The organism is Rossellomorea sp. DUT-2 (genome assembly GCF_052665285.1).
Genome location: NZ_JBQPEO010000006.1, coordinates 33,845 through 46,968, shown reverse-complemented (window position 1 = coordinate 46,968; position 13,124 = coordinate 33,845). Strand labels below are relative to the sequence as shown.

Annotated in this window: 12 protein-coding genes and 4 riboswitches; of the genes, 3 read left to right on the top strand and 9 right to left on the bottom strand. The window is 41.3% G+C overall.

Annotated features, from left to right (window positions below; all coding sequences use genetic code 11):
* Positions 1-303: 303 nt before the first annotated feature.
* Entirely contained in the window at positions 304-1,893 is a 1,590-nt protein-coding gene (gene pckA, locus ACOSV2_RS19825) for a phosphoenolpyruvate carboxykinase (ATP) (protein ID WP_428976573.1), read from the top strand.
* Positions 1,894-1,953: 60 nt separating this feature from the next.
* Here pckA and ACOSV2_RS19820 read toward each other — a convergent pair whose 3' ends face one another.
* The gene (locus ACOSV2_RS19820) at positions 1,954-2,103 is read right to left on the bottom strand and encodes a lmo0937 family membrane protein (RefSeq protein WP_113969836.1); all 150 of its coding nucleotides are present in this window, start codon (positions 2,101-2,103) and stop codon (positions 1,954-1,956) included.
* A 236-nt stretch (positions 2,104-2,339) separates the two neighbouring features.
* Between ACOSV2_RS19820 and ACOSV2_RS19815 the strand changes: the two genes are divergently transcribed.
* Positions 2,340-3,128 (top strand): GNAT family N-acetyltransferase, encoded by a 789-nt coding sequence (locus ACOSV2_RS19815; protein ID WP_428976572.1) that lies wholly within the window; start codon positions 2,340-2,342, stop codon positions 3,126-3,128.
* 43 nt (positions 3,129-3,171) lie between these two features.
* On the opposite strand, the gene ACOSV2_RS19810 is transcribed toward ACOSV2_RS19815, so the two are convergent.
* The 7 genes from ACOSV2_RS19810 to ACOSV2_RS19780 form a co-directional block, all read right to left on the bottom strand.
* Positions 3,172-3,738 (bottom strand): biotin transporter BioY, encoded by a 567-nt coding sequence (locus ACOSV2_RS19810; protein WP_428976571.1) that lies wholly within the window; start codon positions 3,736-3,738, stop codon positions 3,172-3,174.
* A 381-nt stretch (positions 3,739-4,119) separates the two neighbouring features.
* The gene (metE, locus tag ACOSV2_RS19805; protein ID WP_428976570.1) at positions 4,120-6,414 is read right to left on the bottom strand and encodes a 5-methyltetrahydropteroyltriglutamate--homocysteine S-methyltransferase; all 2,295 of its coding nucleotides are present in this window, start codon (positions 6,412-6,414) and stop codon (positions 4,120-4,122) included.
* 153 nt (positions 6,415-6,567) lie between these two features.
* Positions 6,568-6,752, bottom strand: a riboswitch (cobalamin riboswitch).
* Between the two features lie 68 nt (positions 6,753-6,820).
* Positions 6,821-6,931: riboswitch (SAM riboswitch) on the bottom strand.
* Between the two features lie 99 nt (positions 6,932-7,030).
* Positions 7,031-7,228, bottom strand: coding sequence for a hypothetical protein (locus tag ACOSV2_RS19800; protein WP_428976569.1), 198 nt, complete (start codon positions 7,226-7,228; stop codon positions 7,031-7,033).
* Positions 7,206-8,963 (bottom strand): phosphomethylpyrimidine synthase ThiC, encoded by a 1,758-nt coding sequence (gene thiC, locus ACOSV2_RS19795; protein WP_428976568.1) that lies wholly within the window; start codon positions 8,961-8,963, stop codon positions 7,206-7,208. The genes ACOSV2_RS19800 and thiC overlap by 23 nt, the downstream gene beginning before the upstream one ends.
* Positions 8,964-9,111: 148 nt before the next feature.
* A riboswitch (TPP riboswitch) is annotated at positions 9,112-9,228 on the bottom strand.
* An 81-nt stretch (positions 9,229-9,309) separates the two neighbouring features.
* Entirely contained in the window at positions 9,310-10,002 is a 693-nt protein-coding gene (locus ACOSV2_RS19790) for a copper homeostasis protein CutC (RefSeq protein ID WP_428976567.1), read from the bottom strand.
* A gap of 222 nt (positions 10,003-10,224) precedes the next feature.
* Complete coding sequence (locus ACOSV2_RS19785) at positions 10,225-11,163, bottom strand: ABC transporter substrate-binding protein (protein WP_428976566.1); 939 nt, start codon at positions 11,161-11,163, stop codon at positions 10,225-10,227.
* A 20-nt stretch (positions 11,164-11,183) separates the two neighbouring features.
* Positions 11,184-11,705: a hypothetical protein gene (locus ACOSV2_RS19780; RefSeq protein ID WP_428976565.1), complete on the bottom strand. Its 522-nt coding sequence runs from the start codon at positions 11,703-11,705 to the stop codon at positions 11,184-11,186.
* Positions 11,706-11,872: 167 nt separating this feature from the next.
* Positions 11,873-12,059, bottom strand: a riboswitch (cobalamin riboswitch).
* 130 nt (positions 12,060-12,189) lie between these two features.
* Between ACOSV2_RS19780 and ACOSV2_RS19775 the strand changes: the two genes are divergently transcribed.
* A complete protein-coding gene (locus tag ACOSV2_RS19775; RefSeq protein ID WP_428976564.1) occupies positions 12,190-12,522 on the top strand; it encodes a hypothetical protein in 333 nt (110 codons plus the stop codon).
* A gap of 39 nt (positions 12,523-12,561) precedes the next feature.
* Here ACOSV2_RS19775 and ACOSV2_RS19770 read toward each other — a convergent pair whose 3' ends face one another.
* Positions 12,562-12,804, bottom strand: a complete 243-nt coding sequence (locus ACOSV2_RS19770; protein WP_428976563.1) for a DUF2584 domain-containing protein — start codon at positions 12,802-12,804, stop codon at positions 12,562-12,564.
* Positions 12,805-13,124: the final 320 nt, after the last annotated feature.

The following is a 13,124-nucleotide window of genomic DNA, read 5'->3' as shown; positions in this document are numbered from 1 at the left end:
AACGTTTCGTACAAAGGGTGTCAACTTTTTTTCGAGTGACATGTTTAACCATTTAAGCTTACTCTATTTATGATTCCAACCTATCTTGCCCTCATAAAATAACCTAATTAGGCATTGAGGCTAAACATTATGATATTTCCTTCATATATATAAGAAGATACAAGCTATATTTGGACAAAAAATGTGACAATATGAAGACACAATATAAAATTGAATAAATAGTATAGACTAATGATTCAATTGTGTTATACTATTTTTGTGAAGTAAACGAGATCATTAAATTTATATAAAGGAAGGGTTCTAATGAATTCAGTGAGCATGTCTAATGAATTAACAGAATTACTTAACGGTCAAAACATTCAGGAACAATTATCTGTTTCCCAATTAGTTGAAAAAGTCCTTCAACGAAATGAAGGCGTTTTAACATCATCAGGTGCAGTCAGAGCAGAAACTGGTAAATACACAGGACGCTCTCCTAAGGATAAATTCATTGTAGAAGAACCATCCACAAAGGATAAGATTGAGTGGGGTTCTGTCAATCAACCAATCTCTTCAGAATCATTCGATAAACTATATACAAAAGTATTAGATTACTTAAAAGAAAAAGAAGAAGTATTTTCATTCAAAGGGTTCGCAGGTGCTGACCCAAAACATAGACTACCGATTCAAGTGATCAACGAACTCGCTTGGCATAATCTTTTCGCTCACCAATTATTCATTCGCCCTTCAGAAGAAGAGGTAAAGGGTCATCAATCAGAATTCACCGTCGTTTCTGCCCCTAACTTCAAGGCAGATCCAGCAGAAGATGGAACTCACTCTGAAACATTTATCATTGTATCATTTGAAAGAAGAATTGTCTTAATTGGCGGAACTGAGTATGCAGGTGAAATGAAGAAATCGATCTTCTCTGTCATGAACTATGTGCTTCCAGAATCCGATATCCTTTCCATGCACTGTTCTTCAAATGTTGGACGCGAAGGAGATGTGGCATTGTTCTTCGGTTTATCCGGTACAGGGAAAACGACATTGTCCGCAGACCCTAACCGCCGTTTAATCGGCGATGATGAGCACGGATGGTCCCCGAACGGTGTATTCAATATTGAAGGCGGCTGTTACGCTAAGTGTATTGGACTGACACGTGAAAAGGAGCCTCAGATCTTTGATGCGATCCGTTTCGGTTCTGTCCTTGAAAATGTGGTTCTCGATGACCATTCCCGCATCGCTGATTATGAGGATAACTCATTAACAGAAAACACTCGTGCTGCGTACCCTCTTCAAGCGATGGAAAACATCGTTGAACCAAGTGTTGCAGGACATCCGAATACCATTGTATTCTTAACGGCAGATGCATTCGGGGTATTGCCTCCAATCAGCAAACTGACGAAAGAACAAGCAATGTACCACTTCTTGAGCGGTTATACATCGAAGCTTGCAGGTACTGAGCGCGGAATCACTTCACCACAGGCCACATTCTCGACGTGCTTTGGCTCACCATTCCTGCCGCTCCCTGCCACTCGTTATGCCGAAATGCTTGGGAAGAAAATCGATGAGCACAATGCACAAGTATTCTTAGTGAACACTGGTTGGACCGGTGGAGAATACGGTGTTGGAAACCGCATGAAGTTATCGTACACTCGTGCTATGATTCAAGCAGCTCTTGAAGGGGAACTGACTCACGTTGAAACAGAAACGGACGACATCTTTGGTCTGAACATCCCTGTTCACGTTCCTGGTGTTCCTGACGAAGTCCTTCAACCAAAGAGAACCTGGTCCAATGAAGCAGCCTATGAAGTGAAGGCAAAAGAACTTGCCCACAAATTCAACGAAAACTTCAAGAAATTCTCAAACGTACCATCTGAAATCGAACTTAAAGGCGGCCCAGCCGTTAAATAGTCTATATATCAAAGGTCCGTCCCTCGAATTCGAGGGACGGACCTTTGATATTGTAAGGGGTTATAGCCCTTTCTTTCGCCCGGTTATTCTGTTAAATAAGAATACAACAATGGCAATAACAAGTAATACATGGATGATGGCTCCTCCGATTTTAAAAATCAATCCAAGTAACCAAAGGACTAAAAGAATTCCAATAATGGTCCAAAGCATAAAGTTTCCCTCCTAATAACTGTGTTTGATGCTAAGATTCCCTATTTTAATGAATTTAAAACCACGCATGGTATTTCATAAAAAAGTGTAGCTATTCATAATTTCTGTTAGTCCAACAAAAATTATGCAAGCTACACCACTTGTACCCGCTATTATTGAAATTCTCCTAAAAATAATACTTTACTAAATATTTCTAATTTTGGTATGATAATGATTATTTACAGGAGGGGAACTTGATGATCAGACAGCTTACAGAACAGGATCATGGTCTTTGCCAGCAACTCATTCATCAGCAGCCTGCTGAGAATTTGTTTATTATCGGGGATATTGAAGCCTTTGGGTATGAACAGGATTTTCAGAAAATTTGGGGCGACTTTGATGCGGAAGGGAATTTGAGGGGAATCCTCCTTAAGTACAGAGAAAACTTCATCCCTTTTTCCATGGGTGAATTTGATGCAGAAGGGTTTGCCGGAATCATCAATGGAACCGAAGACTACAGCATCGTTTCCGGTTTAAAAAGGATTGTGACGCAGGTCGAACCCTTTTTATCCAGAGAAATTAATTCCAAAAGACATATGTACTATGCTAAATGTGACAACACGGAAGCAATGGATCGACAAGACCTGCCTCATGTAAAACAGGCTACCCTCACTGATTTACCTAAACTTGTGGACCTGTTGAACAGCATCCCTGAATTCAGTGGTGGCGACTTTTCTGTAGAAAAAAGAAAACATAGCATGGAAGCAGGAGTGTCGAGAAGCTATTACGTAGAAGAAGACGGAAAATTTGTTTCTTCTTCTTCCACAACCGCGGAAAACAGTATGTCTGCGATGATTGTCGCTGTATGTACACATCCTGAGTATAAGAAAAAAGGCTATGCGACGGAGTGCATGACGAAGCTTTGTCGTGACGTATTAGAAGAAGGAAAAGAGTTGTGCCTATTCTATGATAATCCCGAAGCAGGGAAAATTTATAAACGAATCGGATTCAAAGATATTGGCTATTGGTCTATGTATAAATTTTAATCATAAAAAAGTTGACTCCCAACAAAGAGTCAACTTTTTTTCATTATGCTGCTACTTTCCGATTCCCGATCAACCTGGCTTGAACCAGACGCTGTCTTACCGTGATCCCAATCCAGCTTGCAAGGAATGCTTTGATAAGTCCAACTACGATAAATGGATAAACGCCTGCTGCCATTGCCTGATTCCAGCTAAGATCGGCAACAAATTTCAGTTGAATGGTACCCAGGACCAACGTAATGATCATTCCGACCGTATTGGCAATCATCGCCATCGGAATCGTGAATTTGGTTTTCTCAAGAATGAATCCAGTAAAGAAAGCCGCTACGATAAAGCCGAAAATATAGCCTCCTGTAGGCCCAACCAGTACCTGTGCACCTCCACTGAATCCTGCAAATACAGGAACACCGACTGCTCCCAGGGCTGCATAGCATACCATGGCAAACGCACCATATCGGCTTCCAAGAATCGTCGCTGTAATTCCTACTGCTAATGTTTGCCCACTGATAGGAACGAGTGGAAGTGGAATCTCGATTTGAGCGAAAATCCCCGTAATCGCAGCAAAGATGGCACAGTGAATGATCACCCTTAATTTTTCTCCGTTCACTTTCAAATCCCCCTTGTGTATGTAAACTATGTATAACTTTAAGTTAACACAATTCAAAGGATTTTGGGAAGCTTATTTTTTTCTCCCTCTATATTTTAACTGGGAGCATAGACATTGCATATCTTTTCTTCCGCCTGCCATGCTAAAGCGGTTTTTAATGAAATCCTCCCTTGTAGGAACTCATCAACCCCCTTATCACTCACCAAATACAGGATAGTGCGCTTTGGCTGATGTTCATTAAATACTTGAATGATTCTTCCTATGGCTATGTATGGCATTTTCTTTTTATCTCCTTATGAGCAGGACGCAATTCTTTTCAATTGCGCCCTGCATTTTGAAAAGGTGGATCAAAGGAACGTAATCATCGGCACTCGATCATATTGACAATTATCCTTCCTTTTTCATGAGCATCTCTGCACGCACTTGTTCCGCCGCTTCCACCATGGTTTTAAGAGCTGATACCGTCTCATCGATTCCACGTGTTTTCAAACCACAATCCGGGTTGACCCAGAATAAATCGGCATCCAGCACTTCAAGAGCCCGATGTATATTACGGATTAATTCTTCATGCTTCGGCACCCGGGGGCTGTGAATGTCATATACCCCAAGACCTATCCCTTTATCATACGTATGATCTTCAAAAACATGGATCAATTCCCCATGACTTCTTGATGTTTCAATTGAGATGACATCAGCATCCAAATCACTGATGGCATCTATAATATCTTCAAAATCCGAATAACACATATGGGTATGGACCTGGGTTTGGTTCTGTAAAGATGAAGTGGCCAATCTGAAAGCATAAACGGCAGCCTTTAGATATTCCTCCCAATTCTCACTCTTTAAAGGGAGTCCTTCTCTAAGTGCCGGTTCATCGACTTGTATCATACGAATGCCATTGGCTTCTAATTCCTCTATCTCCTTTTGGAGAGAAAGCGCGATTTGATTAGCTACTTCATAACGTGATACATCATTCCGAACAAATGACCAGTTTAGAATCGTGATCGGGCCCGTTAACATCCCCTTAACCGGTTTATCCGTTAAGGATTGAGCGTATACAGTTTCTCTAACGGTCATGGGTTCTTTAAATTTCACATCACCATATATGAGTGGTGGCTTCACACATCTGGAACCGTATGATTGTACCCAGCCATACTTCGTAAATTGAAAACCTTCTAATTTTTCACCAAAGAATTCAACCATATCCGTCCGCTCGAATTCACCATGTACAAACACATCAAGGCCGATTTGTTCCTGAATTTCAATCCAACGTTTGATTTCTGCCTGAATATATTGCTGATACTCCCCTTCAGAAAGATCTCCCTTCCTCCATTTCAGCCTTTGCCTTCTCACTTCCTGGGTTTGAGGAAAACTGCCGATTGTAGTGGTAGGTAGAAAAGGTAATGAAAAGTACTTGGCCTGTTCCTGTTTACGAATATGGAAAGGATCTTTTCTCCCGACATTGTTAGGATCTTTCACCTCTTCCTGCACCTCTATCTTATTACGCAGTGGTGATTCGTTTAAATTCTTAATCGCCGTTTCACTTTGAACGATATCATCGTTTATTGTCCCGGCTCCCTCACGAATCCCCTTTGTTAAGATAGAGATTTCATGTAATTTCTCATCAGCAAATGATAGAGCGTCAATGAGGGGTGTACCAAGTGTTTCTTCATTCTGCAAGGTTACTGGTACATGTAGTAAACTGCATGATGGTTGTATGATCAAGCGATCACTCGGAACATACCCTGCAATGAACGATAGAAGCGAATGGGTATCCGCAAGATTACTTCTCCAAATATTCCTGCCATCAAGAATGCCGGCAGCCAGGAGTTTATCCTTAGGAAAGCCAAATCTTTTCAGCGCGGCCAAATTCTCACCACGATCATGCACAAAATCTATCCCTATGCCATCTACCGGCAATGCTAACACCCGCTGGTACCTTTCCAAACTATCATAATAGGTTTGAAGGATGATTTTTAACCCGGGGCAGGATTCTTTAAGCGTTTGATAGACTTCTTTGAATTGACCCATCTCTTCATCCCCGATGGATGTGCATAAGATCGGTTCATCCATTTGTACCCACTCTACCCCCTCTTCCTGTAATTCACGCAGTACTTCAGCATAAAGAGGGACAAATTGATCAACAAGAGTTTTATAATCACCGGTTTCATACCCTTTAGACAATTTCACAAAAGTGAAAGGACCTAAGATAACCGGTTTCCCTTCTATACCTAGCTTTTGTTTTGCCTCTCTAAATAAATGCAGGGGACGATTTTCCACTAACTGAGGTATGATCCCATCAAGCTCAGGCACGAGATAGTGATAGTTGGTGTTAAACCATTTTGTCATTTCTAATGCCACCGCGTCCTTCGCGCCTCTGGCCATTTCAAAATACGTTTCAAGAGAGACCTTACCCCCACTATAATGAAACCTCTCGGGAACCAAGCCGAACATAACGGCTGTATCGAGCACATGATCATATAAGCTGAAATCTCCAACCGGAACTAAATCAATCCCCTGTTCTAATTGCTTCTTCAAATGGTTGACTCTTATTTCCTTCATTTGTTCTAAGAAGGAATCCTTTTCAATCTTCCCTGCCCAAAATTGTTCCAGGGTCTTTTTCCATTCACGCTTTTCACCGATCCTTGGATATCCTACATTGGAACTAATCACATTACTCATTCAATCCTCACTCCTTATACTTGATATGGTTGTCATCAACAAAAAAATCTCCCTTTCAAATGAAAGAGAGATTCATACGTATCACTAACTAGAGTTGAGACATTCTTGTATTCTCAACACGTATTCCTCACCCCTCTCTATATCCACGTAGAGCATAAGCGCATACAACAGGCAGGTCTCCTGACTTAGGTTCACAGCTTCTTATCCCTTCCCATTTCAACAGAAATAGTGGTTGAATGATAAGTCGCTCCCCATTACAGTGGCGGGACCGTGCCGGATTTTCACCGGTCTTCCCTTTTAGCTGAGCATGACTCAGCACCTATTGCATTTGTCTATTAAATTTTTATTTCAAAAAAAGAAAAGCCCTCTCTTGCGATAGAGAGGGCTTCATGTCTATTAGAATCCTCTCTTATTTTCCAAAGCCAATTGCTTTGCAGGAATTAGCACCTTTTCAACACATCGGTTGAATGGTTGCCGGGTTTCATAGGGCCAGTCCCTCCACCTCTCTTAATAAGAGTCACACATATATATTCATTTACTATTCCGAAATTTGTAATAATCGTAGCACGGTACATACAAGCTGTCAAAAGAAATTTAATCTATAACTTACACGTTTCTAATAATAGGTACTTTCTACATAATGACATTTGATACAAGATCTTGTTACTTGCGTTTCATAGAAGACATGCCTGCAGTTTTCCTGAATGCTCTTCACTTCTTTTTCGAGTTGGATGACTCTCTGATTGAGCTTTACGATCTCATTCTTCAATTTGAGTACATGGCTAAGAGGTTCATCGATAGATGTTTGATCCATTTTCCACAAACTCCTTCGATTTTTCTTTCAGCCCTTTTTCTATTTCCTTATGAGCGTCATCAATGCTATTTTCCTTCATTTCCCTTATATCATGTGATATTCTCATTGAACAAAATTTCGGTCCACACATTGAACAAAAATGGGCCGTTTTTGCCCCTTCTGCAGGAAGTGTTTCGTCATGATATTCCCTTGCACGTTCCGGGTCCACGGATAAATTAAATTGGTCATTCCATCTAAATTCAAATCGAGCCTTAGAAACGGCATTATCTCTTACTTGTGCCCCTGGATGCCCTTTCGCCAAATCCGCTGCGTGTGCAGCGATTTTATATGCAATGACACCCTCTCTCACATCATCTTTATTCGGTAATCCGAGATGCTCTTTCGGTGTTACATAGCACAACATGGCTGTTCCAAACCAACCGATCATGGCAGCCCCTATGGCGGAAGTAATGTGATCATACCCCGGGGCAATATCTGTCGTTAATGGGCCCAAGGTATAAAAAGGAGCTTCATGACAGATTTCCATTTGCTTATCCACATTCTCTTTAATCATATGCATCGGTACATGACCAGGGCCTTCAATCATCACCTGTACATCATGCTTCCAAGCAATTTTGGTTAGCTCGCCCAATGTTTCAAGCTCGGCAAACTGTGCTTCATCATTCGCATCAGCAATTGATCCGGGCCTTAAACCATCTCCTAAGGAAACGGAGATATCATAGGCTTTTAAAATCTTACATATATCTTCAAAATGTGAATAAAGAAAGTTCTCTTTATGATGGGCAAGACACCATTGTGCCATGATTGAACCTCCACGGGAAACAATGCCTGTTGTACGCTCAGCCGTCAGCTGAATATACCGCAATAATACACCTGCATGAATGGTGAAATAGTCAACTCCCTGCTCCGCCTGTTCGATTAATGTATCCCGGTACACATCCCATGTAAGATTCTCTGCAATTCCGTTTACTTTTTCAAGTGCTTGATAGATCGGTACCGTACCAACAGGGACAGGGGAGTTTCGAATGACCCACTCCCTTGTTGTATGAATGTTTTTCCCTGTTGATAAGTCCATTATGGTATCGGCACCCCAACGAGTTGCCCACGTCATTTTCTCCACTTCTTCTTCAACGGAAGATGATACGGCAGAGTTTCCGATATTCGCGTTTATTTTCACATGAAAGTGACGGCCGATGATCATCGGTTCACATTCAGGATGATTGATATTGGCAGGAATGATGGCCCTGCCATTTGCTACTTCTTCTCTTACAAATGAAGGATCAACATTTTCCCTGATCGCGATGAACTCCATTTCCGGTGTAATGATTCCTTTTTTCGCATAATGCATTTGAGTCACATTACGCCCCATTTTTGCCCGCATTGGGGTACGTTTGATAGTAGGGAACGACTCTACGTTTGCACGAGGATCGTCTCCTTTATAGCCGTTATCTTCCGGCTCGATTTCACGTCCCGGGTAAGCCGTGACATCTTGACGTTCTTGAATCCACTCTGTGCGAACGGGAGGTAACCCTTTATGAATATCGACTTGGTAACGCTCATCTGTATATGGTCCGCTTGTATCGTATACACGAACCGGTTCATTCTCTTCCACGCCCAAGGAAACATTCGTCCTACTCAGTTCAATTTCTCTCATCGGTACAAGTATGTCTGGCCTTGAACCTCCGACATATACTTTTTTACTGTTTTTAAATTGCGTCTTTAACTCGATTGCCACTTAACTTCTCCTCCTTTTGATTGGATCTTGGAAGTTACTGCGTCAGGCTTCCCATTGTTAAACAAAAGGACATGAAGACACAAAAAAGGGTCCTGAATAATCAGAACCCGAAATGTCAAAAAGTAGTAAGCGCCTCAAAACACAAATAAGCGCTTTCGTACTACTTCCCTACGCTGGTATCATCCAGATCAGGTTCAAAGGGTCAAAGAACTTATGCGTTCTCCTCTCAGTCCAAGCAATGTATCGGACTCCCCTAGTAGAAATATTGATAGTATTCTATTGTATTACATACTATTTTTACCATGATTCATTCTTTTTTCCAATAGTAGTATAGTAACAAATCAAATTAGGACATAATCACACTTTTGATTTCCATTACCTTTTTAGAGTCTATCCCTAAGTCATAGCTCCCATTATGACGGACACCTGATCCTACATGATATTCTCTTGCTTTTAGCTTGCTGTGTATTTCGCCTATATTATCCACAGTTAAGCCCGAACCCGGCATGATGATAGGACCACCCATTTTCTCTATTTCCCTCATTTCACCAATCGTATCCAATCCCTTACTCACTTCAGATTTTCCGCCTGATGTAAGAATTCGATCAACGTTTAAGCCTGATTGGAATATTCCTTTACATAGGGCTACTGGATCATCAGAGAGGTCGATAGCGCGGTGAAAAGTAATCGATTGACCCTTCGCATTTTGTACGATCTCCTTTAAAGCGTTGGGATCAAGCTTACCTTCAGGTGATAATGCGCCAAAAACGATGCCTCGTCCTCCCATTTCAACTATGGTTCTAACTTGATCGGCCATGGTATGCAATTCATCAGACTGATACGAGAAAGATTTACTATGTAATCGGATCATAATCTGAACAGGAATCGAAACAGTCCCTAATACTTTTTCTATCACATGAAAATCAGGAGTTAATCCTCCCTCATGTATGGCAGACACCAATTCAAGACGATCTGCTCCGGATGCTTCTGCCACTTTGGCATCCTCCTCATTCAAGACTATGACTTCCAGTTTACTCATGTTGAATTCTCCTAACGTGATGATGTTAGGTTAACTTTATCACAATGTTAAAGATTGTTGAACTTGTGATGAAAAGGATTTCCCCGCAAAAATATGTGGCTATTTAGAAAGAAGACAGTACTAATATGTTTGCTTTACAAAACCTACAAAAAGTAACAATCTATCAGAAAAAGACAATGATCCCTCTTTCAAATCATTGTCTTCCCCATCTAACATTCAATCTTATTCAGAAAACAATTCCGGATACACCGTTTTGGCTGTAAGCTCAACGGCTTCTCCAATACGTGGTCCCGGTCTTGACATAATGTCTGAATCCAAGAAATAGACTTGGCCATTTTTCACTGCATGTACATCTTTCCAGCTTTCCCGGGACTTGATTTCGGCTGTCTGCTCGTCGACATACCCCACTGTCGTTAAAATCATATTAGGATTCCGTTTAATGATTTCTTCTTCTGCAACTTTCACCCAGCCTTTTTGATCTACAAAGATATTCTCGACCCCGGCCGTTTCCAGTATTTCCTGCTGAAATGTTTCTGCTCCAGCTGTATAGATATCAGGAGATGGACTGATTTCAAAATATACTTGTTCTTTTTCCTTTAGCGTGCTTACTTTTTCTTTCACATCTGAAATCTGTTGCTTGATACCGTCTACCAATTCGTTCCCCTTCTTTTCTACTCCCATTACCGTTGCAATTTGTTCAATATCCCCATAAACATCTTCAAAGGTTTGGGCAGATTGAATGACGAATACGTTTAATCCCGCCTCTTCAAGCTGCTTCACTCCGGCATCGTCTCCAGTAGTATAAGCAATGACAACTTCCGGCTTTAGTGCAATGACCTCTTCAGCATTGACCGTCATGGAATCCGACACTCTTTTAATCTCCTTCGCTTCTTCAGGATAGTTGTCGTATTCAGTTGCCCCGGTTACCTTATCTCCGGCTCCTATGGCAAAGAGAATCTCTGTGTTACTCGGCTGTAAGGAAATAACGGTTTCCGGCACTTTCTCAAAGCTAATTTCTTCTCCCCTGTCATCGGTCACAGAATAAGACTCATTTTCAGGCTTGACTTCCTTTGTGGATGTTACTTCTTCCCCATTGCTGCACCCTGCGAAAACAACCAGAATGATTGATAATAGTAAACTATTTAACCCTGACTTTTTCATATTTCATCTTCCCCGCTTCTCTATATTTTGTCGCTATACGATTTACTCACAAAAGGAATTTCTTCAATCCCTTCACATTTATTCACATACACAGCCATCACAAACAGGACATTTGCCAGTAAATGAGCGTATTTAAATAAAATATTTTCCACTTTCATCTCAGTACTGACTTTATGTAAGGCACGGACGGACTTTTTCGCTTCACTGCGACAGGTATGAAGCGTACATGCGGCTGTACAGCCTTGCGGAAGGACAAAGGTTTGAATACGATCCTCGACTTCCGACACATAACGATCATACATTTGGCTCAATTTATTCAAGTCCTCTTCCATGATGGCCGTAATTCCCCGCACCGAGCCATTGAGATGGTACGCCATCTCAGCTAAATATAGTAAATCGCCGTGCAATTTCGGTAAGTGTTCCGTCATTGATGACGCGAGTCCGATTTTAGTCGACAGTGAATCGGTCCGGATCTCAAAATCTACAGTTGAAACTGACTCTCTCATATAGGGATAACATAAGTAGCGGAAATCCTTTGCCATATGTAAGTTCCTCCTTTCTGAATGATGTTTGTGAAACACCTATCGTATCTTCCGGGAGGGTACATAAACACAAAAAAAACCACCCAAGAATATTGGCCGGCAGTTGTCATCCATATAAAAAAAGAGATGCTAAAAAGCCGCACCATACCCTTAACTTCCGAAGAGCATAATACGATGGAAAATAGGCAGGTATCCTGGCTCGTGCGTCAGCCTACTTTAAGAACCTTCCCATCTGAATGATCAAATAGTGGTTTTCTTCTTATTTCGTCAGCACTTACAGTTGCGGAAACAGCTTCGGATTCACACCGAATTCCCTTTATGCTAAAGATCAGCACCTAATTTCTGCGTGGGTTTATTCACTTAAGGAACATTATACCACTATATCCATTTCAAAGTTGATGAAGTTTTGCATAAAAAACAAACATGTTGACGTACAAGCTTGAATATCTTTTGAGTATGTGAAGAAATGATAAGGAGGAAAAACATGAAGCGATTCGTTGTTTTGATATTATGCGCATTCTTATTAAGTGCATGCGGAGCCAAAGAAACTGCATCCTATGAATTATGTGGATTCGGGGATATGATGGTGGTGAACAAGAAGGAATATGTAAAGGTCACTGAGGAGAAGAAGCTGGTACTGGATAAAAGGCTCGGGGCTATTAAAGAAAAGATTGATAGTGAGTATCACCCCGTGAATGATTTTACGGCCAATACACTGAAAAAAGGGACACCGATTTATAGCGTGAAAAATCACAGCAACTATCTCATCGCACAGACTGAGGATAACCGCTATATTTTATATGAGGAAATCGAGTAAAAGGAGGGCTGTAAGCGGATGTTTACAGCCCTCCTTTATTTAGTTCGTGGAATTCAAGGAAATCAAACGATACAGAATCGTCGTTTTCTCATCCGTCCACTCCAGCTTTTCAATCCTGCCGTAACCACTGGGATCACTGTGTTTCGTTTTTCTGACATCTATCGGAATATGCATAGGGTAAAGGCGATATCCTTCCTTTTGGAGCTCGAACAGATTCTCTTCTTTCCGCACTTCTTTTCCTTTTGTCACAATCATCGTGTTTAATTCCAAGCCCATGCCCATTTCGCTTGACCTCAATCCTATTTTTATTTGCTCTATTTTAACATAAGAACTGCCTAGGCTCTGTCAATTAGTGTGTGCTGGATGGTGAGGGGAACTGCTTCGCTTTCCGCGGACGTTCGGCCGAGCCTCCTCAGCTTAGCCGAACCGGGTCTCGGCACGCCCGTACTTCCGCAGGAGTCTACGCAGTTCCCCTCACCATCTTCAAGAGATTTTTCATGACAGAGCTACAAAGCGTAAATCAATCTAATTAGAAAACAGAAATCTTCTATAAATCATTTACCTCCACCTTAAGGGGGTTGTTTACTAAAAGTTTTGTTTTT